Origin of the sequence: Streptomyces sp. NBC_01551 (genome assembly GCF_026339935.1) — a bacterium.
GTDB lineage: Bacteria > Actinomycetota > Actinomycetes > Streptomycetales > Streptomycetaceae > Streptomyces.
This window is the reverse complement of record NZ_JAPEPX010000001.1, coordinates 5,107,763-5,134,022: the sequence shown is the minus strand read 5'-3', so window position 1 is coordinate 5,134,022 and position 26,260 is coordinate 5,107,763. Positions and strand designations below refer to the sequence as shown.

18 protein-coding genes and 1 riboswitch are annotated in these 26,260 nt (G+C 73.5%); of the genes, 8 read left to right on the top strand and 10 right to left on the bottom strand.

What is annotated here, in order from left to right:
- Window positions 1–57: 57 nt before the first annotated feature.
- Window positions 58–2,868, bottom strand: a complete 2,811-nt coding sequence (locus OG982_RS23255) for a bifunctional GNAT family N-acetyltransferase/acetate--CoA ligase family protein (RefSeq protein ID WP_266949197.1) — start codon at window positions 2,866–2,868, stop codon at window positions 58–60.
- Window positions 2,869–3,053: 185 nt separating this feature from the next.
- Here OG982_RS23255 and OG982_RS23250 point away from each other — a divergent pair, with 185 nt between their 5' ends.
- Window positions 3,054–3,335 (top strand): HPr family phosphocarrier protein, encoded by a 282-nt coding sequence (locus tag OG982_RS23250; RefSeq protein WP_266783732.1) that lies wholly within the window; start codon window positions 3,054–3,056, stop codon window positions 3,333–3,335.
- Window positions 3,336–3,560: 225 nt separating this feature from the next.
- On the opposite strand, the gene OG982_RS23245 is transcribed toward OG982_RS23250, so the two are convergent.
- From OG982_RS23245 to OG982_RS23230, 4 genes are all read right to left on the bottom strand, one after another.
- Window positions 3,561–4,226 carry a GntR family transcriptional regulator gene (locus tag OG982_RS23245; RefSeq protein ID WP_266783734.1) on the bottom strand — a complete coding sequence of 222 codons (666 nt, stop codon included), beginning with the start codon at window positions 4,224–4,226 and terminating at the stop codon, window positions 3,561–3,563.
- Between the two features lie 183 nt (window positions 4,227–4,409).
- Window positions 4,410–5,207, bottom strand: coding sequence for a M23 family metallopeptidase (locus OG982_RS23240; protein WP_266783736.1), 798 nt, complete (start codon window positions 5,205–5,207; stop codon window positions 4,410–4,412).
- Between the two features lie 12 nt (window positions 5,208–5,219).
- A riboswitch (cyclic di-AMP (ydaO/yuaA leader) is annotated at window positions 5,220–5,379 on the bottom strand.
- 196 nt (window positions 5,380–5,575) lie between these two features.
- The gene (locus OG982_RS23235; protein WP_266949963.1) at window positions 5,576–6,943 is read right to left on the bottom strand and encodes a pitrilysin family protein; all 1,368 of its coding nucleotides are present in this window, start codon (window positions 6,941–6,943) and stop codon (window positions 5,576–5,578) included.
- Window positions 6,944–6,963: 20 nt separating this feature from the next.
- On the bottom strand, window positions 6,964–8,328 hold the full coding sequence (locus tag OG982_RS23230; protein WP_266949195.1) for a pitrilysin family protein: 1,365 nt from the start codon (window positions 8,326–8,328) through the stop codon (window positions 6,964–6,966).
- Between the two features lie 263 nt (window positions 8,329–8,591).
- On the opposite strand from OG982_RS23230, the gene OG982_RS23225 reads away from it, so the two are divergent.
- Together OG982_RS23225 and OG982_RS23220 are read left to right on the top strand one after the other, a co-directional pair.
- Entirely contained in the window at window positions 8,592–11,048 is a 2,457-nt protein-coding gene (locus OG982_RS23225) for a DNA topoisomerase (ATP-hydrolyzing) subunit A (RefSeq protein ID WP_266783740.1), read from the top strand.
- Between the two features lie 102 nt (window positions 11,049–11,150).
- Window positions 11,151–13,289 carry a restriction endonuclease gene (locus tag OG982_RS23220; protein WP_266783742.1) on the top strand — a complete coding sequence of 713 codons (2,139 nt, stop codon included), beginning with the start codon at window positions 11,151–11,153 and terminating at the stop codon, window positions 13,287–13,289.
- A gap of 24 nt (window positions 13,290–13,313) precedes the next feature.
- On the opposite strand, the gene OG982_RS23215 is transcribed toward OG982_RS23220, so the two are convergent.
- The gene (locus OG982_RS23215; protein ID WP_266783744.1) at window positions 13,314–14,438 is read right to left on the bottom strand and encodes a GTP-binding protein; all 1,125 of its coding nucleotides are present in this window, start codon (window positions 14,436–14,438) and stop codon (window positions 13,314–13,316) included.
- Window positions 14,439–14,463: 25 nt separating this feature from the next.
- Window positions 14,464–15,630 carry a citrate synthase/methylcitrate synthase gene (locus OG982_RS23210; protein ID WP_266783746.1) on the bottom strand — a complete coding sequence of 389 codons (1,167 nt, stop codon included), beginning with the start codon at window positions 15,628–15,630 and terminating at the stop codon, window positions 14,464–14,466.
- Window positions 15,631–15,700: 70 nt separating this feature from the next.
- Between OG982_RS23210 and OG982_RS23205 the strand changes: the two genes are divergently transcribed.
- The gene (locus tag OG982_RS23205; RefSeq protein WP_266783748.1) at window positions 15,701–16,930 is read left to right on the top strand and encodes a citrate synthase; all 1,230 of its coding nucleotides are present in this window, start codon (window positions 15,701–15,703) and stop codon (window positions 16,928–16,930) included.
- A 36-nt stretch (window positions 16,931–16,966) separates the two neighbouring features.
- Here OG982_RS23205 and OG982_RS23200 read toward each other — a convergent pair whose 3' ends face one another.
- Window positions 16,967–20,332 (bottom strand): BTAD domain-containing putative transcriptional regulator, encoded by a 3,366-nt coding sequence (locus OG982_RS23200; protein ID WP_266783750.1) that lies wholly within the window; start codon window positions 20,330–20,332, stop codon window positions 16,967–16,969.
- Window positions 20,333–20,452: 120 nt separating this feature from the next.
- Between OG982_RS23200 and OG982_RS23195 the strand changes: the two genes are divergently transcribed.
- The 4 genes from OG982_RS23195 to OG982_RS23180 all read left to right on the top strand — a co-directional run bounded on the left by OG982_RS23195 (window position 20,453) and on the right by OG982_RS23180 (window position 24,077).
- Window positions 20,453–21,136, top strand: coding sequence for a hemerythrin domain-containing protein (locus OG982_RS23195; RefSeq protein ID WP_266783752.1), 684 nt, complete (start codon window positions 20,453–20,455; stop codon window positions 21,134–21,136).
- A 72-nt stretch (window positions 21,137–21,208) separates the two neighbouring features.
- Window positions 21,209–21,637 carry a DUF4267 domain-containing protein gene (locus OG982_RS23190; RefSeq protein ID WP_266783754.1) on the top strand — a complete coding sequence of 143 codons (429 nt, stop codon included), beginning with the start codon at window positions 21,209–21,211 and terminating at the stop codon, window positions 21,635–21,637.
- 53 nt (window positions 21,638–21,690) lie between these two features.
- Entirely contained in the window at window positions 21,691–23,322 is a 1,632-nt protein-coding gene (locus OG982_RS23185) for a sensor histidine kinase (RefSeq protein ID WP_266783756.1), read from the top strand.
- Between the two features lie 5 nt (window positions 23,323–23,327).
- A complete protein-coding gene (locus OG982_RS23180; protein ID WP_266791774.1) occupies window positions 23,328–24,077 on the top strand; it encodes a response regulator in 750 nt (249 codons plus the stop codon).
- Window positions 24,078–24,081: 4 nt separating this feature from the next.
- Here the strand turns inward: OG982_RS23180 and OG982_RS23175 are convergent, their stop codons facing one another.
- Together OG982_RS23175 and OG982_RS23170 are read right to left on the bottom strand one after the other, a co-directional pair.
- A complete protein-coding gene (locus OG982_RS23175; RefSeq protein ID WP_266783758.1) occupies window positions 24,082–25,674 on the bottom strand; it encodes a cation acetate symporter in 1,593 nt (530 codons plus the stop codon).
- Window positions 25,671–26,156, bottom strand: coding sequence for a DUF485 domain-containing protein (locus OG982_RS23170; RefSeq protein WP_266783760.1), 486 nt, complete (start codon window positions 26,154–26,156; stop codon window positions 25,671–25,673). The genes OG982_RS23175 and OG982_RS23170 overlap by 4 nt, the downstream gene beginning before the upstream one ends.
- Window positions 26,157–26,260: the final 104 nt, after the last annotated feature.

The window sequence follows — 26,260 nt, the reverse complement described above, 5'->3', positions numbered from 1 at the left end:
CCATCCTAAGGCCCATACGGGGCACCCCGGCCTCCCCCGGACGGCCCCGGTCGCGCGCTAGTAACTGGGGAGGGTGCGCGGACCGAGATCGGTACGGGCGGGCGGGTGGGCGACCCGGACGGTGGCGCTCAGCACGGAGAGCCCCTCGGTGGCGACGACGACGGGCTCCAGCGAGACGCCGACCACCTCGGGGTGGTCGTCGACCAGGCGGGAGAGCCGCAGCAGCAGCTCCTCCAGGGCCGGGGTGTCGACGGGGTCGCTGCCGCGCCAGCCGAACAGCAGGGGCGCGGTGCGGATGGACCGGATCAGCGCGGCCACGTCGCGGTCGGCGGCCGGGACGAGGCGGTGCGCGGTGTCGCCGAGCAGCTCGGAGGCGACGCCGGCGAGCCCGAAGGTGAGGACGGCGCCCGCGGCGGGGTCGATGACGGAGCGGACGACGGTGTCGACCCCGCGGGGCACCATGGCCTGCACGACGGGGAGCAGCTCGGCGGGCGTGCCGTGGGCCTCGGTGAGCTCGTCGTACGCGCGGCGGAGTTCGTCCTCGGTGGTCAGGTCCAGCCGTACGCCGCCCAGGTCGGCGCGGTGGCGCAGGTGCGGGGCGGTGGTCTTGAGGGCCACCGGGTAGCCGAGGGCCCGGGCCGCTTCGGCGGCGGCGTCCGGGGTGGGGGCGGGGAGGGTGCGCAGCACCCGGATCCCGTACCGGCCGAGGAGCGTGTGGGCGTCGGCGTCGTCCAGGGTCAGGACGTCGGCGTCCGCCACGCCGCTCAGCAGCCGGGCGAGCTGGGCGGCGGCCCCGCTCTCGTCGATGTCCTCGTACTCGGGTACCTGGCCGGGGTCGGCGTTGGCCCGCCGCCACTGGCCGTAGCGGACGGCCTCGGCGACGGCGCGTACGGCGCGCTCGGCGGCGGGGTACGTGGGGATGCGGCACTGCGCCGGCCCGGCGTCGGTGGGCGGCCGCTCACGCGGGGTCGGAGCCGCCGCGGGGGTCGGCGCTGTGGCGGGGGCCGGCGCGACGCCCCAGGCGGCGGGGCCCACGGGGATGGAACCCGGGGAGAGGGCGTCGGCGAGGGCGCCGAGTTCCACGTGCACGACGGCCACCGGCTTGCCCGGGTGCGCGGCCACCGCCTCGCGCAGCGCGTCGGCGAGGTCGGCCGCCAGGGCGTGCCCGCTCACGCCGGGGATGGCCGTCACGATGACGGCGTCGTTGGTGTCGGCGGCGAGCGCGGCGCCGAGCGCGGCCCGGAAGTCCTCCGGGGAGGCGTCGGTGGTCAGGTCGAGCGGGGGCGACGGCCGCAGCCGTTCGGTCAGGCAGGCGTCGTACGCCAGCACGCCCAACGACTCCGAGTTCCCGATGATCGCCACGCGCGGCCCGGCGGGCACCGGCTGCCCGGCCAGCAGCAGGCCGACGTCCACCAGCTCCGTGACGGTGTCGACCCGGATGACGCCCGCCTGCCGCAGCAGGGCCGAGACGGTGCCGTCCGGCAGCCGGGTCCCGGGCACCACGTGCCCGGCCGGGGTGTGGCGGCCGCCCTTCGCGACCACCACCGGCTTCACCGCCGCCGTGCGGCGGGCGAGCCGGCTGAACTTCCGCGGGTTGCCGAGGGTTTCGAGGTACAGCAGGGCGACGTCCGTCGCCTGGTCCTCGTACCAGTACTGGAGGATGTCGTTCCCCGACACGTCCGCCCGGTTGCCGGCCGAGACGAACGAGGACAGTCCCTCGCCGCGCCGGACCAGCGCGGAGAGCAGCGCGATGCCGATGGCGCCGGACTGGGTGAACAGCCCGATCCGGCCGCGGGCCGGTGCCGGGGCGGGGGCCAGCGAGGCGTTCAGCTCGACGTCCGGGGCCGTGTTGATCACCCCGAAGGCGTTGGGGCCGATCAGCCGCATGCCGTACGACCGCACCTGGCGCACCAGTTCGCGCTGGCGGGCCGTGCCCTGCGGGCCGCTCTCCCCGTATCCGGCGGACAGGACGACGAGGCCCTGAACCCCGTGCTCGCCGCACGCGGCGACGACCTCGGGAACCCGGTCAGCGGGGACGGCGATCACGGCGAGGTCGACGGGGGCCGCGATGTCCGCGACCGCGCGGTAGGCCCGTACGCCGTCCAGCAGATCGGCGGAGACCGCCTCGTTGACGGCGTAGAGGTGCCCGTGGAAGCCGCTGTCGCGCAGGTTGCGCAGCACGGCCGCGCCGACGCCGCCGCCGGAGCGGCTGGCTCCGATCACCGCGACGGAGCCGGGGGCGAGCAGCCGCTGCACCGAGCGGGCCTCGGCGCGCTGTTCGCGGGCGCGCTGGACGGCGAGGGACTCGGCGGTGGGTTCGAGGTCGAGGGTGAGGTGGACGGAGCCGTCCTCGAAGCTGCGCTTCTGCTGGTAGCCGACGTCCGTGAAGACTTTGATCATCTTGGTGTTGGCGGGCAGCACTTCGGCGGCGAACCGGCGGATGCCGCGCTCGCGGGCCACCGCACCGATGTGTTCGAGCAGCGCGGAGGCCACGCCGCGGCCCTGGTGGGCGTCCTGGACGAGGAAGGCGACCTCGGCCTCGTCGGCGGGCGCGGAGGCCGGACGGCCGTTGGCGTCGATCCGGTCGTAGCGGACGGTGCCGATGAACTCGCCGCCGATGGTCGCCGCGAGGCCGACGCGGTCCACGTAGTCGTGGTGCGTGAAGCGGTGCACGTCGCGGGCGGAGAGCCGGGGGTAGGGGGCGAAGAACCGGTAGTACTTCGACTCGTCGGAGACCTGTTCGTAGAAGCTGACCAGCCGGTCCGCGTCCTCGGTGGTGATCGGCCGGATACGGGCCGTGCCGCCGTCGCGCAGCACGACGTCCGCTTCCCAGTGGGCCGGGTACGAGGGGTCCGACTCGGTCGTCATGGGGGCCACCCTAAGGCCAGGGTCGGCCGGACAGCGCCCGCGCGGCGCGTACGGCAAGCTGGGGCAAATCAGTGCAAGCTGGGGAAGGTCGAACAGTGGCGGATCGGGGCCGAGGGTCGGTCGAAGCATTCCGGGTGCCGTGAGAGACTGGTCTAGACAACCGTAAGAACCTGAAGGGCATCACCATGGCAGAGCGCCGCGTCAACGTCGGCTGGGCCGAGGGCCTGCACGCTCGTCCCGCCTCGATCTTCGTCCGCGCGACGACCGCTTCCGGCGTCCCGGTGACCATCGCGAAGGCCGGCGGCGACCCCGTCAACGCCGCTTCCATGCTGGCGGTTCTGGGCCTGGGCGCCCAGGGCGGCGAGGAGATCGTCCTCGCTTCCGACGCCGAGGGCGCGGAGGCCGCTCTGGACCGCCTCGCGAAGCTGGTCGCCGAGGGCCTCGAGGAGCTCCCGGAGACCGTCTGACCCTTCGGGTTCGACCCTCGCGTCCGCGCGAACGAGCCGTGGCCCCCGGAATACCGGGGACCACGGCTCACGCGTTTTCGGACACCGGGAGCGAGGCGCACAAACGGGGATTCCGGGCGCCACCGCGAATTCCGATAGTCCGGGCAGCGAAAACCGGCCCGAATCGAGCCACCCCACGGATATCCGGGGACGCCGCGAATATCCGTCCTTTGTATACGGGCATTGTTAATGCGAGCCGCTCGACATGTTTACGGCAGGTTGCGAAGTCCTCACCCTGATCCGGTGCGCGCCCGCCGCCCGGTCCGCGTGGATCGCGGTCAGCGTCCGCGCCCGCTCGGCGTCGCCCCGGGCCACCGCGTCCACGATCGCGCCGTGCTCCGCCCAGGAGTCCACGGGGCGCGCCGGGGCCTCCACCGAGTACATCCAGGCGATCTTGTGCCGCATCTGCGTCAGCAGCGCGATCAGCCCGGGGCTGCCGGAGGCCTGGGCGAGCGTCTCGTGGAACCAGCCGCCCAGGGCCCGCAGATCCTCCCCCTGGCCCCTCCTGGCCCGCTCCTGACCCAGCCTGACCAGCCCGCGCAGCACCTTGAGGTGGGCCTCGCTGCGCCGGCGGGCGGCCCGGGCGGCCGCGAGGGGCTCCAGCAGCATCCGTACCTCCAGGAGGTCCGCGGCCTCCTGCTCGGTCGGCTCGGCCACACAGGCGCCCGCGTGTCTGCGGGTGGTGACGAACCCCTCGGACTCCAGGGTGCGCAGCGCCTCGCGGACGGGGACGCGGGAGACTCCGTACCGCCGGGCCAGCACCTCCTCGGTCAGTCTGCCGCCCGGCCCGAAGACCCCGGAGACGATGTCGTCGCGGATCGCTGTGCATACCGCGTGCGCGGGAATACGCAAGACCGGACCTCCGCTTAATTCCGACTACCGACCATCAACCGACGACTTCCGTACGGCGACTCTATTGCAACACACGATAATTTCCGAGGACGGCCGGATATTCGAAATGTTTGCCACACGAAGAAGACCCCGGCTCGGTGAGCCGGGGTCTTCTTCGAAGCGGTGCGGAGCGCGTCGGACGGGTCAGACGTTGACGCCGTGCGAGCGCAGGTACGAGACCGGGTCGATGTCCGAGCCGTACTGGGCGCCGGTGCGGGCCTCGAAGTGCAGGTGCGGGCCACTGGAGTTGCCGGTGGAGCCCGACAGGCCGATCTGCTGGCCCGGGGTGACCTGCTGGCCGACGGAGACGCTCAGCGAGGACATGTGGCCGTACTGGGTGTAGGTGCCGTCGTTGTGCTTGATGACGACGTTGTTGCCGTACGCGCCGCCGTAGCCGGCCTCGACGACGGTGCCCGCGCCCACCGCGTGCACCGAGGTGCCGGAGGCCGCGTGGAAGTCGATGCCGGTGTGGCTGCCGGAGGACCACATGCCGCCACCCGCGTGGTACTGGGTGCTGACGTACGAGCCGTCCACCGGGGCGACGAAGGTGTTGAGGCGCTTGCGCTCCTCCTCGCGGGCCGCGCGCTCGGCGGCGTCGCGCTCGGCCTTCGCCTTGGCCTCGGCAACGCGCTTGGCCTCTGCGGCCTGCTGCTTGGCGTCGGCCTCGGCCTGCGCCTTGGCGGCGGCGGCCTCGGCGGCGCGCTGCTGGGAGTCGGCCTGGGCCTCGATCTCGCCCGGGAGCTCGTCCGCGACGACGACGGCGTTGAGGCCGGTGTCCTCCATGGACGGGGCGCTGTTGCCGTCCGCGGCGAACGCGGGGGCTGCGATGGAGCCGACGACACCGGTGGTGGCGAGGGCTGCGATGCCGGCGTAGCCGGCGGTCTTGCGGCTCAGACGGCTGGAACCACGGTGCTTGCCGGCGGCACGACTGCCAAACGCCATGAAGGGGTTGATCCTTTCCTTCCCTCTCGCCTACCGGGTTAGCTGACGGGTTCGGAGCAGGAAGGTCTCCTACGGGCCCCCTCTTGCGAGGCGGTCCGATTCACCCCAGGGACGCATGTGGGTCCCCGGCTCCCCAGGCTCGCGCCTGACGGGGACTCGGCGATCGCTGTCCGGTGCCGCGGATTGCGGCGGGCACAACTGACGAACAGCACGCCTGACGCTAGGCGGATCATCAGTCAATCGCCAAACAGACTCGCGCTTTTGTTGCGTACGCCACACCGCATACACGCAACCTCACCGCTAAACAGACATAAGGGGCTCCGGCAGACAAGCCGCCGGAGCCCCTTCGGAAACGTGTCCGGATCCGCCTAGTTGCCGACCACCGTGACGTCACCGATCCCGAGGGCACGCACCGGTTCCTCGATCGCCGCGGCGTCGCCCACCAGGACCGTGACCAGCCGGTCCACCGGGAACGCCTTCACGACCGCCGAAGTCGCCTCCACCGTGCCGGTTTCGGCGAGCTGCGCGTACAGCCGCGCCTGGTAGTCGTCCGGCAGCTCCTGCTCGACCTGGTCGGCGAGGGTGCCCGCGACGGAGGCCGCGGTCTCGAACTTCAGCGGGGCGACGCCCACCAAGTTCTGCACCGCCACGTCCCGTTCGGCATCGGTCAGACCGCCCTCGGCGAGGGTGCGGAGCACCTTCCAGAGGTCCTCCAGCGCCGGGCCGGTGTTGGGGGTGTCCACCGAGCCGCTGATGGCGAGCATCGAGGCGCCCTTGCCGTCGGCCGTGGAGCGCAGCACCTGGCCGAAGGCGCGCACGCCGTACGTGTACCCCTTCTCCTCGCGCAGCACCTTGTCCAGACGGGAGGTCAGGGTGCCGCCGAGGCAGTACGTCCCGAGCACCTGGGCCGCCCAGAGGCGGTCGTGCCGGTCGGCGCCGATGCGGCCGATCAGCAGCTGCGTCTGGACCGCGCCGGGCCGGTCCACGATGACCACGCGGCCGGTGTCGTCGGCGGTGACCGGCGGGACCGGCAGCGGCTCGGCGAAGTCGCCGGTCCAGGTGCCCAGGGTGTCCGCGAGGACGGCGTCGAGGTCGATGCCGGTCAGGTCGCCGACGACCACCGCCGTGGCGGTGGCGGGGCGTACGTGGGCCTCGTAGAAGGCGCGTACGGCCGCGGAGTCGATGCGGGCGACCGTGTCCTGCGTGCCCTGGCGCGGGCGGGAGATCCGCAGGGCGGCCGGGAACAGCTCCTTGGAGAGCTGCTTGGCGGCGCGGCGCTGCGGGTTGGCCAGCTCGTGCGGGATCTCGTCGAGCCGGTTGCGCACCAGCCGGTCCACCTCGCTGTCGGCGAAGGCCGGCGCGCGCAGCGCTTCGGCGAGCAGGCCGAGGGCCTTGGCCAACCGGGAGGCCGGCACCTCCAGCGAGACCCGGATGCCCGGGTGGTCGGCGTGCGCGTCGAGGGTGGCGCCGCAGCGCTCCAGCTCGGCCGCGAACTCCTCGGCGGAGTGCTTGTCGGTGCCCTCGGACAGGGCGCGGGCCATGATGGTGGCCACGCCGTCCAGGCCCTCGGGCTCGGCGTCCAGCGGGGCCGCGAGGTTGATCTCGACGGCGATGACCTGCTGCCCGGGGCGGTGGCAGCGCAGCAGCGTCAGCCCGTTGGGCAACGCGCCGCGCTCGGGCGCCGGGAAGGCCCAGGGACGGGCCTCGCCGGCCTCCGGGCGCGGGTGGAAGGTCATCGTGACGGCTGCGGTGTCGCTCACTGCTCCGCCCCCTCGTTCTCGGCGTGCTCGGTCTCGTCGGTGTTCGCGTCGGCGGCGTCCGCGGCCGGGAGCGGCTCGTACACCAGCACCGCGCGGTTGTCCGGGCGCAGTCGGGCCGCGGCCACGGCCTGGACCTCCTCGGCGGTGACGTCGAGGACCCGCTTGACGGCGGTCAGGGCCAGCTGCGGGTCGCCGAACAGCACCGCGAAGCGGCACAGTTCGTCGGCGCGGCCGGCGACCGTGCTGAGCCGGTCGAGCCACTCCCGCTCCAGCTGCGCCTGGGCGCGCTCCATCTCCTCGGCCGTCGGGCCCTCGGCGGCGAACCGCGCGAGCTCCTCGTCGACGGCCGCCTCGATGGCGGGGATCTCGACGCCGCTGGAGGTCTTGACGTCCAGCCAGCCCAGCGACGGCGCCCCGGCCAGGCGGAGCATGCCGAAGCCGGCGGCGACGGCCGTCTGGTCGCGGCGTACCAGCCGGTTGTGCAGCAGCGAGGACTCCCCGCCGCCCAGGATGGTCAGCGCCACGTCGGCGGCGTCGCACTCGCGGGTGCCGTCGTGCGGGAGCCGGTAGGCGGCCATCAGCGCACGCGCCGGGACCTCCTCGACGATCTCCTCGCGCAGCTGCTGCCCCATGACCTCGGGCAGCGAGCCGTCGCGGGGCGGCTGCTTGCCGTCGTGCGAGGGGATCGAGCCGAAGTACTTCTCGATCCACGCCAGCGTCTGCTCGGGGTCGATGTCGCCGACGACCGACAGCACCGCGTTGTTGGGCGCGTAGTACGTCCGGAAGAAATTGCGCGCGTCTTCCAGCGAGGCCGCGTCCAGGTCGGCCATCGAGCCGATCGGGGTGTGGTGGTACGGGTGGCCCTCGGGGTACGCGAGGGCGGTCAGCTTCTCGAACGCCGTGCCGTACGGCACGTTGTCGTAGCGCTGGCGGCGCTCGTTCTTGACGACGTCGCGCTGGTTCTCCATCGACTCGTCGTCGAGGGCGGCGAGGAGCGAGCCCATCCGGTCCGCCTCCAGCCAGAGCGCGAGCTCCAGCTGGTGGGCGGGCATGGTCTCGAAATAGTTGGTGCGCTCGAAGCTCGTGGTGCCGTTCAGCGAACCGCCGGCACCCTGGACGAGCTCGAAGTGCCCGTTGCCCGGTACGCTCGCCGAGCCCTGGAACATCAGGTGCTCGAAGAGGTGAGCCAGGCCGGTTCGCCCCTTGACTTCGTGGCGCGAGCCGACGTCGTACCAGAGGCAGACCGCGGCAACCGGGGTCAGGTGGTCCTCGGAGAGCACCACGCGCAGGCCGTTGGCCAGCCGGTGCTCGGTCGCTGTCAGGCCGCCGGAGCCGGCCTGGGCTGTGGCCGTGTGACCCATGGGCATGTGGTCCCTTCGATCGCAATGCAGAGATTTGTGTCAGACCTGCCACTGTATGCAAGCGCGCCGACGCCCGTAGAAGTTCCCGGCTCAGTTCCCCCCGGGACTCCGTCCGGGGGTGACCCCCAGGGTCGGAGTCGGCGTTGTCGGTGCCTCGGGACACAATGGTCCGCGTCAACCGACTCGGACCCCGTCAACAACACCAGCCAGACCCAGCCAGACCCCCAGCACACCATCTTTCTTGGTTAAGGAGCCGCGCAGCGATGGCCCGCCGCAGCACGAAGACCCCGCCGCCGGAGGATTTCGAGGAGAAGATCCTCGACATCGACGTCGTCGACGAAATGCAGGGCTCCTTCCTCGAGTACGCGTACTCGGTGATCTACTCCCGCGCCCTGCCCGACGCCCGGGACGGCATGAAGCCGGTGCACCGCCGCATCGTCTACCAGATGAACGAGATGGGCCTGCGCCCCGACCGCGGGTACGTGAAGTGCGCCCGCGTCGTCGGCGAGGTGATGGGCAAGCTGCACCCGCACGGTGACGCGTCGATCTACGACGCCCTCGTGCGCATGGCCCAGCCGTTCTCGATGCGGCTGCCGCTGGTCGACGGCCACGGCAACTTCGGTTCCCTCGGCAACGACGACCCGCCGGCCGCCATGCGTTACACCGAGTGCAAGATGGCCGACGCCACGTCGCTGATGACGGAGTCGATCGACGAGGACACGGTCGATTTCACCGCCAACTACGACGGCCAGGAGCGGGAGCCGGTGGCCCTGCCCGCCGCGTACCCGAACCTGCTGGTCAACGGCGCCTCCGGCATCGCGGTCGGCATGGCCACCAACATGCCCCCGCACAACCTGGGCGAGGTCATCGCGGCCGCCCGGCACCTGATCCGGTACCCGCAGGCGGACCTGGAGGCGCTGATGCGCTTCGTGCCGGGTCCGGACCTGCCCACGGGCGGCCGGATCGTCGGTCTCTCGGGGATCAAGGACGCCTACGAGAACGGCCGCGGCACCTTCAAGATCCGCGCGACGGTGGCGGTCGAGACGGTGACGGCGCGCCGCAAGGGCCTGGTCGTCACCGAACTGCCCTTCACGGTCGGCCCCGAGAAGGTCATCGCGAAGATCAAGGACCTGGTCGGCTCGAAGAAGCTCCAGGGCATCGCGGACGTCAAGGACCTCACCGACCGCTCGCACGGCCTGCGTCTGGTCATCGAGATCAAGAACGGCTTCCACCCGGAGGCCGTGCTGGAGCAGCTCTACAAGCTGACGCCGATGGAGGAGTCCTTCGGCATCAACAACGTCGCGCTGGTCGACGGACAGCCGCTGACGCTCGGCCTCAAGGAGCTGCTGGAGGTCTACCTAGACCACCGCTTCGAGGTCGTGCGCCGCCGCAGCGAGTTCCGCCGCACCAAGCGCCGTGACCGGCTGCACCTGGTCGAGGGCCTGCTCGTGGCCCTGCTGGACATCGACGAGGTCATCCGCCTCATCCGGGACAGCGACAACTCCGCGCAGGCCAAGGAGCGGCTGATCGAGCGCTTCTCGCTGAGCGAGATCCAGACCCAGTACATCCTGGACACCCCGCTGCGCCGGCTCACCCGCTTCGACCGGATCGAGCTGGAGTCCGAGCGCGACCGGCTGAACGGCGAGATCGACGAGCTGACCGGGATCCTGGAGTCCGACAGCGAGCTGCGCAAGCTGGTCTCCGCGGAACTGGCGGCGGTCGCGAAGAAGTTCGGCACCGAGCGGCGTACGGTCCTGCTGGAGTCGGCGGGGACGGCGGTCGCGGCGGTTCCGCTGGAGGTCGCGGACACCCCCTGCCGGGTGCTGCTGTCGTCGACGGGTCTGCTGGCGCGCACCGCGAACGGCGATCCGCTGCCGGAGGAGGAGGGCGGCGCCCGCGCGAAGCACGACTTGATCGCCTCGCAGGTCGCGGCGACGGCCCGGGCGGACGTCGGCGTGGTCACCTCGTACGGGCGGCTGCTGCGGCTCCCGGTCATCGACCTGCCGCAGCTGCCGGACACCCACGCCGCGCCGAACCTGGCCGGCGGCGCCCCCGTCTCGGAGTTCCTGTCCGGGCTGGAGGCGGACGAGAAGGTGATCTGCCTGACCTCGCTGGACGAGTCCTCGCAGGGCCTGGCGCTGGGCACCGAACAGGGCGTGGTCAAGCGCGTCGTGCCGGACTATCCGGCGAACAAGGACGAGCTGGAGGTCATCACCCTCAAGGAGGGCGACCGGATCGTCGGCGCGGTCGAGCTGCGGACCGGCGAGGAGGACCTGGTCTTCATCACGGACGACACGCAGCTGCTGCGCTACCCCGCGAGCCAGGTGCGCCCGCAGGGCCGCCCGGCGGGCGGCATGGCGGGCATCAAGCTCGCCGACAACGCCAAGGTGATCCACTTCTCGGCGGTGGACCCGGCCCGGGACGCGCTGGTGTTCACGGTGGCGGGCTCGCACGGGACGCTCGACGACTCGGTGCTGTCCGGGAAGCTGACCCCGTTCGACCAGTACCCGCGCAAGGGGCGGGCCACCGGTGGCGTGCGCTGCCAGCGGTTCCTCAAGGGTGAGGACGTCCTGGTGCTGGCCTGGGCGGGCAACGCCCCGGTCCGGGCCGCCGCGGCGAACGGCGCTCCGGCCGAGCTGCCGCCCGTAGACCCGCGGCGGGACGGATCGGGGGCCGCGCTGCCCGCCGTCGTCGCGGCGCTGGCGGGGCCCGCGCTGTAGGACGTACGAGGGCGTTCGGGTGGTGCGACCAGGGGGACGTACCACCCGAATGCCGACTAGTGTTTTCCCGTTGGTGCTTGTGGTGGGGGCGGGGGAAAACTGATGAGCCGTCAGTCGAGCGGGATGATCGGTGACTGGGCCGAGGCTCAGCGCAGGCAGCAGCGGACGCAGCTGATCCAGCAGCGCGAGGCGGAGCGCCGCCGGCGGGCCTGGGACCGGGACGTGGCCCGGGGAGAGCGCGAGCAGCAGGCCGCATACCGGCAGCGTCGCGACGACGAGGCTCGGCGCCGCACGGAGAGCATAGAGGCCGAGGTCGCGACCCTCCAGAACCTCTTGGTCGCGGGCTGCGGGGCAGCGGCGTTCCGAATGGCCTCGCTCGTGCGGGACGAAGAGCTCGAACCCTTCCGTCCTGGGTCCTTGGCACATCCCGTGGCCATGCCCCACATCGAGCAGTTCCTGCAGCAGAGCAGCGGGATGGCTCTGGGCTCCTACCGGCGGGCTCAGGCGGAGCGCGAGGCACAGGCCCAGCACGCACGGGCTCATCAAAAGGCGAAAGCCGCGGAGACACGGCGTCAACAGCAGCTCGCCGAGCACCGGCAGCAGTACGACCGGTGGGCCACTGAGCAGCTCGCGGGAATCCGCGCACACAACCGCGGGCTGAGCGAGCTGGCCGGGAGGCTGCGCGCCGGCGAGGCGGAGGCTGTGGTGGAGTACTTCTCAGCCGCCCTGTACGCCTCCACGGCCTGGCCCGAGGAGCTGCCGAGGCAGGTTTCCGCCGCCTACGACCAGGCGCCGAGGCAGTTGGTGCTCGACTGGGAGCTGCCCCCCTACGGGGTGGTGCCCGAGGCCAAGTCCGTGCGGTACCTGCCGAGTACGGACCAGGACAAGGAGACCGTCCGCCCGGTCACGCAGCGACGGGCGCTGTACCGGGACCTGCTGGCGCAGTGCGTACTCCTGGTGGTGCGCGAGCTCTACGCCGCCGACGAGTTCGGCGCGCTTGACTCGGTGGTCGTCAACGGCTTCGTGGACGACCACGATCCGGCGACGGGCCGGGAGGCACACATCGTCCTTGCCACCGTATCGGCGGAGCGGTCCGCCTTCGAGGGACTGCGGCTGGAGCAGGTCAGCGCGGTGGAGTGCCTGGTGGAGGGCCTGCGAGGGCAGCTCTCGGCGCGCCCCGACCAGCTGACGGCGGTGCGCCCCGGACGCCGGCCGGACGAGGTCGGCGGGGACGTCGTCAGCCACGGCGGGCACGCGGGCGACGAGGACGAGCCGGACCTCTTCGCGATGGACCCGATCGCCTTCGAGAACCTGGTCGCCGAGCTGTTCCGGGCGATGGGCATGGAGGCGGTGACCACGCAGCGGTCGGGCGACGGCGGCGTGGACGTGGAGGCGGTGGACCCGGCGCCGATCCGGGGCGGGCGGATCGTCGTACAGGTCAAGCGCTACCGGAACACGGTGCCGCCGACGGCCGTGCGTGATCTGTACGGCACGGTCCAGGACAAGGGGGCGAACAAGGGGGTGCTCGTCACCACCGCGTCCTTCGGGCCCGGGTCGTACACCTTTGCCAACGGCAAGCCGCTGGAGTTGGTTCCCGGGGCGGACCTGGTCGATCTGCTCCACCAGTACGGGCTGCGCGGCCGGCTCGGCGGCGCGCCCACGGCCCCGAGCGCGGCTCCGGCTCCCGCCCCGCGCGCGACCCCGGACGCGGCCCCGGCGGCGACCGCCCGGCGGACGCCCGAGCCCGCTCCCCCGGCGGACCACAACGTGCTCGGCATGTCCTGGTCGGGGTCCGTCGCGCTGGACGTGTGCGCGCTCGTCTGCGAGGGCGGCCGGGTGCTGAGCGAGGAGCACTTCGTCTTCTACAACAACCCGCGGACGCCGGACGGTTCGGTACGGGCCCGCACGCACCCGGCGCCCGACAGGGCGGCGCTGGAGGTCTCCTTCGACGCCCTGCCCGAGCCCGCCGACCGCCTGGTCCTCGTGGCCGCGATCGACCCGGAGGTCGACCCGCACGCCGACCTCGCCGGGTTCACCGACGCGCACATCCGGCTGCTGTCCGCCGGTGGCGAGGAACTCGGCCGGCTGGACGTCTCGGACGGGCGGGCCGGCGAGACCGCCCTGGTCCTCGGCTCGTTCCGGCGCCGCTCCAACGGCGACTGGGACTTCGTGATCGGCGGCAAGGGCTACCGCGGCGGCCTGGAGGTCCTGCTGGGCGAGTACGGGGTCGAGGTCGCCTGACGCCGCGGCGGGCGACCCCAGGCCCTAGCCCTGGGCTTCCGCCGGGTCGCCGGCGGGCGGCTGAGCGGGCCTGGCCACGTAGCGCAGGATGCCCCACATGCTCTCCGGGCTCACACCGCGCGGGTCCGGTTCGCGGCATGCCTCCAATTCGCGGAGCAGGCCGGGGCCGTCCGTGCCGGAGCCGATCAGGACGAGCCGGGTCAGGCGCGGCTCGCCCCGCCCCCAGGGACCGGGGGCGAAGCGGAGGAAGCGGCCGACGGCATGGACCTCGTAGCGCTCCTCGTGCCCCGGGACACCGAAGTGGACGAAGCCCTTGATCCGGTAGAGCCCGGCGGGGCGGCGGTCGAGGAAGTCGATGAACCGGCGCGGGTTCATCGCCTGCTCGGACACGAACTCGGTGCTCTCGTACGCCGCGTGGGCGTGCCCGCAGTGATCGTGGCCGGGACCGGGACCGTCGGCGTCGCCGTCGCCGTCGCCGTCGGCGTGGTGGCCGGCCTCCGCGAGCAGGTCCTCGAAGGAGAGCTGGCCGCGGGTCTCGGTCCAGGGCCGGCGGTCGAAGAGCAGCTCCGGGTCGATCCGCCCGTGGTCGGCCCCGACGACCGGGGTCCCGGGGCCGCGGAGCATGCCGAGCACGCCCTCGATCCGGGCCCGTTCGGCGGCGTCCACCCGGTCGGTCTTGTTGAGCACCACCAGGTCCGCGACGGCGAGATGGCGGTCCGTCTCGGGGTGCCGGGCGCGGGTGGCGTCGAACTCCGCCGCGTCCACGATCTGCACCATGCCGCCGTAGCGGATCGCCGGGTTCTCGCTGGCCATGAGCATCCGGATCATCTCCTGCGGCTCGGCCAGACCGCTCGCCTCGATGACGATCACGTCGATGCGGTGGACGGGAGCGGCGAGCTTCTCCAGGTACGCGTCCAGTTCGCTGCCGTCGACCGCGCAGCACAGGCAGCCGCCGCCGAGCGAGACCATCGAGTCACCGACCTGGCCGGCCACCGACATCGCGTCGATCTCGATGGACCCGAAGTCGTTGACGACGACCCCGATCCGGGTGCCTCCCCGGTTGGCCAGGAGGTGGTTGAGCACGGTGGTCTTGCCGGATCCGAGGAATCCGGTGAGGACGACGACGGGGATGGGCTGCCTGCTGTTCACCCGGTCGATCGTAGCCAGCCCGGTGTCAGCCGAGCACGGGTACCGGCTGCGGCGGGGTCGGGCCGGTGTACCGGGCGGCCGGTCGGATGATCTTCGAGTCGGCGGCCTGCTCCAGGATGTTCGCGCTCCAGCCGACCACGCGCGCCGCGCAGAAGGTCGGGGTGAACATCTCGCGCGGCAGCCCGCACAGCTCCATGACCACGCCCGCGTAGAACTCCACGTTGGTGTGCAGTTCGCGGCCCGGCTTGAGCTCGGCGAGGATCCGCTCGACGTGCCGCTCGACCTCGACCGCGAAGTCCACGAGCGGGCCCCCGAACTCCTGGGCCGTGTCGCGCAGCATGCGCGAACGCGGGTCCTCGGTGCGGTAGACGGGGTGTCCGAAGCCCATGATCCGGTCCCCGGCGAGGACCCGTTCGCGGATCCACCCGTCGATGCGGTCCGCCGTGCCGATGGCGTCGAGCGTGTCCAGGGCCCGGCTGGGGGCGCCGCCGTGCAGCGGGCCGGAGAGCGCGCCTATCGCCCCGGTCAGGCAGGCCGCGACATCGGCGCCGGTGGAGGCGATGACGCGGGCGGTGAAGGTCGAGGCGTTGAACCCGTGGTCGATGGTGGAGATCAGGTACCGCTCGACGGCGCGGGCCTTGACCGGGTCGGGCTCCTGCCCCGTCAGCATGTACAGGTAGTTGGCGGCGTACGGGAGATCCTCGCGCGGCTCCACCGGCTCCAGGCCCTGTCCGAGCCGGTGGAGGGCGGTGAGCAGGGTCGGTACGGCGGCGCAGGCGGCGAGTGCGTCGGCGGCCCGGCGCCCGGGGTCGAGGTCGTAGACGGGGCGGAACCCTGCCGAGGCGCCGAGCAGGGAGAGCGCGGTGCGCAGCCCGGCGAGCGGCCCGGACAGGGCGGTGGCCCGGGCGAGGGCGGGCAGGGCGTCCCGTACCTCGGCGGGGAGCCGGCGCAGCGGGGCGATCTCCGCGGCGAACGCGGCGAGCTCGGCGGCGTCGGCGGGCAGGGCGCCGCGGAACATCAGGTGCCAGACGTCTTCGAAGCTGCGGCTCCCGGCGAGCTCGACGGCCGAGTACTGGCGGTAGTGGTAGAAGCCCTCCCGGCCACGGACGTCACCGAGTTCAGTCTCGGTGACCACGACTCCCGCGAGGCCGCGGGGTACTTCGACGCTGGTGTGCAGGGCGCTGGTATTCATGGATCGACCATCCATGCTTGACTCAATACTTGTCAATATTGATTGAATCAACATATGTAGGGTGTACGTCATGAACGACAGGCTCAGCACCCGGCAGGCAGCCGAACTGCTCGGCGTGAAGCCGGCGACCGTGTACGCGTACGTCAGCCGCGGCCAGCTCACGAGCCGCCGCGACGCCGTCGGCCGGGGCAGCAGCTTCGACGCCGCCGAGGTGGAGTCACTGGCCCGGCGCAACCGGCGCGAGGCCGCTGCCCCCGCCGGTTCCGCCGGAGAGCTCGCGGTACGGACCTCCCTCACCCTCATCGAGCCCGACCGGTACTACTTCCGGGGCGTGGACGCCGTCGAGCTGGCCTCGCGCCACCCGTACGAGGAAGTCGCCGAGTGGCTCTGGACGGGCACCCTGGTGCGCGGAGCCCGGTTCACCGCTCCTCCGGAACCCCTCGCGGCGGCACGCCGGGCCGTGGCGGCGCTCCCCGAGCACAGCGGCCCCCTCGACCGGCTGCGCGTGGCCACCGCCGCCGCGGCCGTGGCGGACCCCCTGAGGTTCGACCTGTCCGCGGAAGCCGTCCTGGGCTCCGCGCGCTGCCTGATCCCGACCCTGGTCGGCGCGCTGCCCGAGGTGGGCCCGTCCGGCTGGCGCGGGGACGGCCGGCTGTCCCGGCAGCTGTGGACCCGCCTGACGGCGCGCGAGCCGGACCCGGACGCGCTGGCCGCGCTGGACCTGGCACTCGCCCTGCTCATCGACCACGACCTGGCCGCCTCGACCCTGGCCGTACGGGTGGCCGCCTCGGCGCGCGCCCATCCGTACGCGGCGGTCTCGGCCGGGCTCGGCGCGCTCGAAGGCCCGCTGCACGGAGCGGCCGGGCGGCTGGCGCACCGGATGCTGGCCGAAGCCCTGGAGCGGGGCGGCGCCGCTCCCGTGGTCGCCGACCACCTGCGGGCGGGGCGCCGGGTTCCGGGGCTCGGCCACCGGCTGTACGCGGGCGAGGACCCGAGGGCCCGGGCCCTGTTCGCGCGGCTGGAGACCCTGCCCCAGGCGGCGCCGGCCCTGGCGGCGGCCCGTGAGGTGGTCGCCACGACCGCCGCCCGGCGGCCCGGGCTGCACGCCAACGTGGACCTGGCACTGGCGGTGCTGACGGTGTCCTGCGGGATGCCGGCGGAGGCCGGCGAGACGGTCTTCGCGGTGTCCCGCACGGCGGGCTGGATCGCGCACGCCCTGGAGGAGTACCAGGAACGCCCGCTCCGCATGCGCCCCACCGGCCAGTACCAGGGCCCCCGCCCACCCCAGCCCCTGCCGTGACGGCCGCGCCTCCGTCGGCCCGGCGGCAGCCGGCCGCTACCGGCCGCGCCACTGGGCGCGGATCCGTGCCGCGACCGCCGCGTGGGCCGCGGCATCGCTACTCCGGCCCAGCAGCGCGGCCAGTTCGGCGAGCGTGGCGGCGACCGGCCGGGTCGCCAGGCTGAGCCCCGCGGCGGGCGGAGGGGCGTCGCGGTAGGGCAGCAGGTCCGCGTACAGCTCCGCCGCGCCGCGCTGTTCGCCGAGTGCCACCAGGGTCATCGCCCGGAACGTCCCGAACACCCTGAACAGGTAGTCCGGCCGCAGCGGCCCGCAGCGCTCCAGGACGGAGCGGGCCTCGTCGTGCTCCCCCGCCGCGGCCAGCGCGACGGCGAGCAGATCGCCCACGTCCGGACCGTACTCCGTGTACGCCCGGCGCGCCCCGGGCAGCGTCTGCGCGAGGCGCCCCTCGCTCGCCCGCAGGGTCGCGACCGCGACCGCCAAGTACCCCTGGGCATGCGGCGAGCCCTGCCTGGCCATCTCGGCGGCCGCCCGCGCGTACAGCAGCTCGGCCTGCGCCATCCGCCCCTCGACATGGGCCAGCGTCGCCGCCACGCAGTCGGAGACCGCCGACGCCTCGGGCATCCGGTAGCTCCGGGCGACCTCCGCGGCCTCCCCCAGGAAGCGGTGCGTGCCCGGAACGTCCCCCGCGGCCGCCCGCGCCGTGGCCCGCGTGAACAGCCCGGACCAGCGGTGGGCCGGCAGCTCGTGGGCAGCGGCCAGCCGTTCCAGCCGCCGTCCCAGCGCGTCCCGCTCCCGCCACTCCAGATCGGGGTCCAGCTCCCGGATCAGCGTCACGAGCGCCGCCGCCCGCAGCGGAGGATCCCCGAGGTCCTCGGCGAGGGCGAGCGCCTCCCGCGCGGCGGCCAGCACCTTCGGAATCCGGGCGTCCGAGAGCTCGGCCGCGTACGCCCCGAGCAGCCGGCACCGTACGGAGGGCTCCGGACCCGGCCGCTCCAGCAGACGTTCGAGCAGCGCCACCACCGGCTGGTCGACCGTTCCGTACGGCCGCGTCTGCCACGGGCTGGGCTCCGTCCATGCGGTGAACGCCCTGATCAGCAGGGACTCCCGCCCCGCGGCGACCGCCCGGTCGATCGCCGCGCCCCGCGCCTCGCGGGCCGCCATGACCGCCCCCGCCCGCACCCGGGCCCGTACCAGACGGCCCAGCAGCTCGACGTGTTCGGCCTCCCGGTCGCCCACGGCCCCCGCCCCGGCGGGGACGCGCTCGAAACAGGCCACCGCCTCAGCGAGCAGTGCGGCCGCGGTGTCGTGGGCGAAGCGCCGGTCGGCGAGGGCGGCGGCCCGTACGCAGTACTCCACGGCCTTCGCCGCCGTCGCCGAGGAGGCCGCCCGCACGAAGTGGTGGGCCAGCCCCGAGACGTCGTCCGGGCCGAGCCGCTCCAGGCTCCCGCCGATCCGCCCGTGCATCCGCGCGGCGCGCAGCCGGCTCAGGTCGGCGAGCAGCGTGTCCCGCACCAGCGCGTGCGCGAACCGCACCCGCCCCGGCGCGGGTTCGACCAGCAGCCCGGCGAGGAGCCCCGCCTCCAGCGCGTCGAGTACGGCGTCCTCCCCCGCGTCCGCCGCGTCGACCAGCACCTCGACACCGGGCTCCCGGCCCGCGACGGCCGCCAGCCGCAGTACGGAGACCACCGCCTCCGGAAGCCGGCCGAGACGGCGCCGCAGCACGTCCCGCACCCCCTCGGGCACCTCGGACAGGGCGACGAGCGCCCCCTCGCTTCTCAGCAGGCGGGCGCTCTCGCGAACGTAGAACGGGTTGCCGCCGGTCCGTTCGGCGAGCGCGGCCACCGTCCCGGCGTCCGGCTCCGGGCCGGCCAGCGCCCGTACCACCTCGGCGACGGCCACCTCGGGCAGTCCGCCCAGCGCCACCCGCGTCGGCGAGTGGCGGGCCAGCACGGCCAGGGCGTCGGCGAGCCGGGGCGGCACCTCGTCGGGCCGGAACGCGCCGACCAGGAGCAGGGGCGCACTCGGTGGCAGCTCCGCCGTCGCACCCAGCAGGGCGAGCGTCTCGCCGTCCGCCCAGTGCAGGTCGTCCAGCACGACGCAGACGGGCTGCTGCCGCGCCGCCGCCGCGAGCCACTGCCCGACCGCGCGGTGCATCCGGAACCGCCCCGCGGCGGTGTCCTCGCCCGCGCCAGCGGCGGCCCGGGGCGGGCCGTCGCAGAGCAGCGGAGCCACGGCATCAGCCGCGGGACCCGGCGGCGCGGTGGCGGCTACGGCGCGCAGCGCTTCGGCCCAGGCCCACGCGGGCGGGGCGCCCTCGGCGTCGGCGTTGCGTCCGACGGCGACGAGCCAGCCCGCGGTGCGGAGCCGGTCGCAGAACCGGTGCAGCAGGGCCGACTTGCCGAGCCCCGCCTCACCGCTGACCAGGGCGATCCCCGGCCCGGCCGTGCGCACCCGGTCCGCGGCGCCTTCCAGCAGGGCGAGCTCGGCCTCCCGGCCGACGAACAGGGCATCGTCGGCGCCTGGCTCTCCGGCCACCGGCCCAACCTGCGGCTGCTGCGGCGCAGGCACGGCTGCGGCAGTCACGGGTACGGGTACGGGCACGGGCGGTTCCGGAACCCCCGGTCCCGCCGTCGCCCGGCGCAGCACGCGGTCGTCCTGCGCCAGGATCGCCCGCTCCAGCCCGACCAGGGCGGCCCCGGGGTCCAGCCCCACCTCCTCGGCCAGCACCGCCCGCGCCCGGCGGAGCGCCGACAGGGCGTCGGCCTGCCGTCCCGAGGCCCACAGCGCGAGCGCGTGCAGCCGCCAGCCCTCCTCGCGCAGGGGCTCGTCACGGGTCAGGAGCGCGGCTTCCGAGACGACCTCGGCGATGTCCGCGGTCCGCAGCCCGGCGGCCAGGTACAGCTCCCTCGCGGCCAGCCGCAGCTCGTCCAGCCGGGTGATCTCGGCGTGGCTCCACGGCTCGTCGGCCGTCTCGGCGTAAGCCGGGCCCCGCCAGAGCGCCAGCGCTTCCCGGAGCAGCCCGCGGGCACGGTCCGGTTCGCGGTCGAGCAGCCCGCGGGCGTCCCCGAGGAGCCGCTCGAAGCGCCACGCGTCGACCGCGTCCTCGGGCAGCCGCAGCGCGTACCCGGGCGGGGAACTCACCAGCAGCCGCGCCGCCGCCCGCGGGGCCCGGCCCGGTTCGAGGAGCCGGCGCAGGTTGGACACATAAGCCTGGAGCGAGGCCACCGCCCGGGCGGGCGCGGCGCCCTGCCACAGCTCCTCGATCATCCGGTCGGCCGAGACGACCCGGCCGCGCGCCGACACCAGCAGGGCCAGGACGGAGCGCTGCCGGTGGCCGCCCAGCGGCAGCGGCTCGCCGTTCCGTTCGGCCGCGAAGGAGCCGAGTACGCGTATGTGCACCATGACGCTGTACAACGTAGACGCGATCGATCAACTCCGGCCGGAATTGGCTCACATGGCATCCCCGCGGCCTTCCAAGTGAGTTCCAAGAACCTTCCATGAGCCCGGGGCGAGTCTCTTCCCATGAAGACGACGACAACGCGTCAGACGCAGACCGACACCCGGCCGGACACCCACCAGATGGTCGTCATCCACCGCGGCATCCGTCGCGAGGCACGCCTGCTGATCGATCTGGTCACCGCCACGGCACCCGGGGACACCGCACGGGCCAGGGTCCTGGCGGAGCACTTCCGCACCTACCGCCTCGGCCTCCACAACCACCACACGGGAGAAGACGAGCACCTCTGGCCGGCGCTGCTGGCCCGCGTCGATCTCGAAGCCGACGTGGTCCTGCGCATGGAAGAGCAGCACGAGCGGGTGGCCGCCACCCTCGCGGCGGCCGATGCCGCCCTGCCCGCCTGGGAGGCCACCGCCGCCGAGGCGGAGCGCGACCGTCTCGCCGCCGTACTGGCCGAGCACCGTGCCGTCCTGGTCGAGCACCTCGACGAGGAGGAAGAGTCTCTTCTTCCGCTTGTCGGCCGGCATCTGACCACCCACGAGTGGGCCGCGATGGGCGAGCACTTCGCGGCGAGCGCGTCCAAGGCCAAGCTGCTGTTCTTCCTCGGCATGGCCCTGGAGGAGGCGGACCGGGCCGAGCGCAGGTCCATGCTCTCGGGCCTGCCGCTCCCGGCCCGCCTGATCTGGCATGCCGTCGGCCGCCCGGCCTACGCCCTCAAGGTGCGCGCCATCCGCCGCACCGGCCGCTGACCGCGCCCCGCACGAACCCGCCCCGCCCCCGCACCCCCCCCCATGCCCCCGGAACCACTTCAGGAGACCGCCATGACCGTCAAGCACCTCGCCACCGCCCTGGCCGCCCTCGGCGTCGCCTTCATCCTCTACATCGGCTTCAGCTACCTGATCGCCCCGCAGGCCTCCGCCTCCCAGTTCGGCGTCCCGACCTGGCCCCGGCAGGACGGGACGGCCTTCCTCGCCGTCAAGGGGGTCCGGGACATCGTGAGCGGCCTGATCGTCCTGGTCCTGCTGGTCACCGGGCACCGCCGGGCACTGGGCTGGACCATGGCGGCACTCGCCTTCGTACCGCTGGGTGACATGGTCATCGTCCTGAGCGCGGGCGGACCCGCCGCCACGGCGTACGGCATCCACGGCGCGACCGCTGCCGCCGTGGCACTCACCGCCGCCCTGCTGCTGCGCGAGCGCCCCTCGGCGGCAGCCCGCGGCGGGAGCGGAATCACACCCTCCGCCGTCTGATCCGCAGGCCCCGGGCATACCGCCGGCGCCGAAGCCGACCTACGGTTCTTGTCATGCGCTTCCCCCTCTTCAGCGCTCGGCGCCTCGGGCTGCCCAGACGGGCCGTCTCCCAGATCCTGCTGACCCAGCTGGCCATCGCGGCCGGGGTCGTCGTGCTGGCCACGGGACTCTTCCTGGCCCCGCTGAGCGCGCAGCTCGACGACCAGGCGATGCGGCGCGCCCTGGCCATCGCGCAGAGCGCGGCCGCCGACCCGTCGCTCGCCGCGGACCTGCTGGCCTCGCGACCTCCGGCCGGGAGGCCGTCGGCGGACAGCCCCGTACAGGCCTCGGCCGAGCGGATCCGCCGGGCCACCGGCGCCGAGTACGTGGTCGTCATGGACCTGGACGGGATCCGCCACTCCCACCCCAGCTCCGGCCGGATCGGACTGCCCGTCTCCACCGACCCCAGCGACGCCCTGGCCGGCCGCGAGATCATGGAGATCGACGACGGCACCCTCGGCCGCTCCGCCCGCGGCAAGGTCCCGCTGGTCGCGGCGGACGGGGAGATCGTCGGCGCCGTCTCGGTCGGGATCGCCTACGACAGCGTCCGCGACCGGCTGATCGGCGCCATCCCCGGCCTGCTCGCCTACGCGGGCGGCGCCCTGGCGGCGGGAGCGCTCGCCGCCTACCTGCTCTCCCGCCGGATCCAGCGCCAGACCCGCGACCTGGCCTTCTCCGACATCGCGGGGCTGCTCGCGGAGCGCGAGGCCATGCTGCACTCCATCCGCGAAGGCGTGATCGCCCTCGACCGCGGCGGCCGGATCCGCCTGGTCAACGACGAGGCCGCCCGGCTGCTGGGCCTCGCCCCCGACTCCGCCGAAGCCCTCGCCGGGCGTCCGCTGGACGACGTACTCGGCACGGGCCGGACCACCGACGTCCTGGCCGGCCGGGTCACGGGCCGGGACCTGCTCACCGTGCAGGGCCCGCGGATCCTGGTCGCGAACCGGATGCCCACGCAGGACGGCGGCGCCGTCGCCACCCTGCGTGACCGCACCGAGCTGGAGCACCTGAGCCGCGAGCTCGACTCCACCCGGGGCCTGATCGACGCCCTGCGCGCGCAGGACCACGAGCACGCCAACCGCCTCCACACCGTCCTCGGCCTGCTGGAGCTGGGCCTGCACGAGGAGGCGGCGGAGTTCGTCACCGAGGTGGTCGGGGTCCATCGCAGCACCGCCGAGCAGGTCACCGAGAAGGTCCGGGACCCGCTGCTGGCCGCACTCCTCGTGGGCAAGACCACGGTCGCCGCCGAGCGCGGCGTGCCACTGCGCCTAGCCGACTCCACCCTCCTCCCCGACCGTCTGGTCGATCCCGGCGGCCTCGTCACCATCGTCGGGAACCTGGTCGACAACGCCCTGGACGCGGCGGCGGGCTCCGCGGCGCCCCTCGTGGAGGTCGACATCCACGCGGAGGGCCGAACCGCGGTCCTGCGCGTCCGCGACAGCGGCCCCGGCGTCCCCGCCGCGCGGCGCGAGGAGATCTTCACCGAAGGCTGGTCGACCAAGCAGCCCAGCCGCCATCGCGAGCGCGGGCTCGGTCTCGCGCTCGTCCGCCGGCTCGCGGAGCGGCAGGGAGGCAGCGCCTGGGCCGGTGCAGCAGCGGACGGAGGGGCGGAGTTCTCCGTCGTACTCCCGGAGGCCCTGCGATGAACGCGATGGATCCCACGGGCGACCCCATGGGCGCGAGGGACGCGATCCCGAGCCGGGTGTTCTCCGTATTGGTCGTCGACGACGACATGCGGGTTGCCCTGATCAACGCGGCGTACGTGGCCAAGGTTCCCGGATTCGAGGTGACGGCCCGGGCCCACTCCGCGGCCGCGGCCCTGGAGCTGCTCTCCGCCCGCCCGGTCGACCTGATCCTCCTCGACCATTACCTCCCGGACGAGAACGGCCTGGACCTGGTGCGCCGCCTGCGCCAACGCGGCGACCTGACCGACGTGATCATGGTCACCGCCGCCCGTGACCTGGCCACCGTCCAGGCCGCGATGCGGCTCGGCGCGCTCCAGTACCTGGTCAAACCCTTCACCTTCGGCGCCCTGCGGACCCGCCTGGAGGCGTACGCATCACTGCGCCGCACCCTGGAGAGCGGCGGCGAGGCCGAACAGGCCGAGGTGGACCGCATCTTCGGCACCCTCGCCTCGGCCGGCACCCCCCACGAGCTCCCCAAGGGCCACTCCGCCACCACCGCCGAGCTGGTCCGCCAGGTGCTGCGCACCGCCGACGGCCCGCTCTCCACCCAGCAGATCGCCGATCTCGCGGGCATCAGCCGCCAGACCGCCCAGCGCTACCTCAAGCTCCTCGACCGCACCGGCCGGGTCACCCTCGCCCTGCGCTACGGCGAGACGGGCCGGCCGGAACACCGCTACTCCTGGCGCCCGTCCGACCGCCGCGCCGACGGAACCTGACGGCTCAGACGGCCCCCGCCCCCGTCAGCGACCGCACCTCGGTCTCCGCGTGCTTGCGCTCGTCCGCTTCCTCGGCGGAGGTGACCGTCCCCAGCCAGCCCGCCAGGAACCCCAGCGGGATCGAGACGATCCCCGGGTTCTGCAACGGGAAGTACTGGAAGTCCACGCCCGGGAACAGGGATTCCGGGCTGCCGGAGACCACCGGCGACAGCACCACCAGCAACACGGCCGGCACCAGTCCCCCGTACACCGACCAGACGGCGCCCCGGGTCGTGAAGTCGCGCCAGAACAGCGAGTACAGCAGCACCGGAAGGTTCGCCGAGGCCGCCACCGCGAAGGCCAGCCCCACCAGGAACGCCACGTTCAGGTCCTGGGCGAGCAGCCCAAGCGCGATCGCCACCGCGCCGATACCGACGGCCGCGGTCCTGGCCACGGTCACCTCGCTGCGCTGGCGCGCGTGCCGGCGCTTCAGCGAGGCGTACAGGTCGTGCGCGACCGAGGCCGACGAGGCCAGGGTGATGCCCGCGACGACCGCCAGGATCGTGGCGAAGGCGATGGCCGCCACGAAGGCGAACAACACCGCGCCGCCGGTGGAGCCGGCGCCTCCGCCCAGGAACGCGGCGAGCAGCGGAACCGCCGTGTTCCCCGAGGCGTTGGAGGCGCGGACCGCGTCCGGGCCCACCAGCGCGGCCGCCCCGAATCCGAGCACGATCGTCATCAGGTAGAAGCCGCCGATCAGCCCGATCGCCCACACCACCGACCGGCGGGCGGCCCGCGCGGTGGGCACCGTGTAGAAGCGCGACAGGATGTGCGGCAGCCCGGCGGTGCCCAGCACCAGCGCGAGCCCGAGGCTCATGAAGTCGACCCGGGCGGTCCAGCCCCCGCCGTACTTGAGCCCGGGGCTTAGGAACCGGGTCCCGTGCCCGCTGCGTTCGGCGGCGCTCGTCAGCAGCTGGTCGAAGTTCCCGTGGAAGCGCAGCAGTACGAGCACGGTCAGCGTGATCGCCCCGCCCATCAGCAGGACGGCCTTCACGATCTGGATCCAGGTGGTGGCCCGCATCCCGCCGAAGGACACGTACACCACCATCAGCGCGCCGACCCCGATCACCGTCAGCGTCCGCGCCGCCGTGCCGGAGTCTCCGAGCAGCAGGCCGACCAGACTTCCCGCGCCGACCATCTGCGCGACGAGGTAGAGCACCGAGACGGTGACCGAAGAGGCTCCGGCCGCGATCCGCACCGGACGCTCGCTCATCCGCGCGGCAACCACGTCGGCCAGCGTGAACCGGCCGCAGTTGCGGACCAGTTCGGCGACCAGGAACAGGACGACGAGCCAGGCGACGAGGAAGCCGACCGAGTACAGCAGGCCGTCGTACCCGAACAGCGCGATCAGGCCGGAGATGCCCAGGAAGGAGGCGGCGGACATGTAGTCGCCGGCGATGGCGAAACCGTTCTCCAGCGGGGAGAACAACCGCCCGCCCGCGTAGAACTCCTCGGCCGAGCCGTGCCGGTTGCGGCTGACCCAGGTGGTGATGCCCAGGGTGACCGCGATGAAGAGGCTGAACAGGATCAGCGCGAGGGTCTGGTGTTCGGTGGTCACCGGCCGACCCCCCGGCTGCGGGCCCGCTCCTGGCCTCGCTCCTGCTCGAACACCGTCCAGCGCAGGTCCAGCGCCGCCCGGTCCCGGCGCAGTCGCGCGTGGCGGGCGTAGGCCCAGGTCAGCAGGAAGGTGCTGAGGAACTGCCCGAGTCCCGCCAGCAGGGCCACGTTGACCGCCCCGACCACGGGCCGGGCCATCAGCCCGGGCGCCGCCGTCGCGGCGATCACGTAGGCGACGTACCAGAGGAAGAAGCCGACGGTCGCGGGGACGACGAACCTGCGGTATCGGCTGCGGACCTCCTGGAAGGCGGCGCTGCGCTGCACTTCGAGGTAGATGTCGGATGCGCCGGGCGCGGGGCGGCCACCGGGGGCCGGACGCGGCGGGGCCGTGTCCTCGCCCTCGCCCCAGCCGACGGCCAGCGCGTCGTACCAGGGGTCGTCCAGCCGGATCGTTCCGGCATCACGACCTTCGTGCTTGTCCACCGAACTCTCCTTGTCCGCCGCCGCATTGGCCGCGTGTCCACAAGGATGTGCGCAATGGTCCCTTTCCGGACTGATGTACCGGCGCTCTTCACTCCTTCAGGTGA

What these genes read in the sequence shown, in the direction of transcription:
- OG982_RS23255 (WP_266949197.1), bottom strand. Translation starts at nt 2,868, where the DNA reads ATGACGACCGAGTCGGACCCCTCGTACCCGGCCCACTGGGAAGCGGAC.
- OG982_RS23250 (WP_266783732.1), top strand. Translation starts at nt 3,054, where the DNA reads ATGGCAGAGCGCCGCGTCAACGTCGGCTGGGCCGAGGGCCTGCACGCT.
- OG982_RS23240 (WP_266783736.1), bottom strand. Translation starts at nt 5,207, where the DNA reads ATGGCGTTTGGCAGTCGTGCCGCCGGCAAGCACCGTGGTTCCAGCCGT.
- OG982_RS23235 (WP_266949963.1), bottom strand. Translation starts at nt 6,943, where the DNA reads ATGACCTTCCACCCGCGCCCGGAGGCCGGCGAGGCCCGTCCCTGGGCC.
- OG982_RS23230 (WP_266949195.1), bottom strand. Translation starts at nt 8,328, where the DNA reads ATGGGTCACACGGCCACAGCCCAGGCCGGCTCCGGCGGCCTGACAGCG.
- OG982_RS23225 (WP_266783740.1), top strand. Translation starts at nt 8,592, where the DNA reads ATGGCCCGCCGCAGCACGAAGACCCCGCCGCCGGAGGATTTCGAGGAG.
- OG982_RS23220 (WP_266783742.1), top strand. Translation starts at nt 11,151, where the DNA reads ATGAGCCGTCAGTCGAGCGGGATGATCGGTGACTGGGCCGAGGCTCAG.
- OG982_RS23210 (WP_266783746.1), bottom strand. Translation starts at nt 15,630, where the DNA reads ATGAATACCAGCGCCCTGCACACCAGCGTCGAAGTACCCCGCGGCCTC.
- OG982_RS23205 (WP_266783748.1), top strand. Translation starts at nt 15,701, where the DNA reads ATGAACGACAGGCTCAGCACCCGGCAGGCAGCCGAACTGCTCGGCGTG.
- OG982_RS23200 (WP_266783750.1), bottom strand. Translation starts at nt 20,332, where the DNA reads ATGGTGCACATACGCGTACTCGGCTCCTTCGCGGCCGAACGGAACGGC.
- OG982_RS23195 (WP_266783752.1), top strand. Translation starts at nt 20,453, where the DNA reads ATGAAGACGACGACAACGCGTCAGACGCAGACCGACACCCGGCCGGAC.
- OG982_RS23190 (WP_266783754.1), top strand. Translation starts at nt 21,209, where the DNA reads ATGACCGTCAAGCACCTCGCCACCGCCCTGGCCGCCCTCGGCGTCGCC.
- OG982_RS23185 (WP_266783756.1), top strand. Translation starts at nt 21,691, where the DNA reads ATGCGCTTCCCCCTCTTCAGCGCTCGGCGCCTCGGGCTGCCCAGACGG.
- OG982_RS23180 (WP_266791774.1), top strand. Translation starts at nt 23,328, where the DNA reads ATGGATCCCACGGGCGACCCCATGGGCGCGAGGGACGCGATCCCGAGC.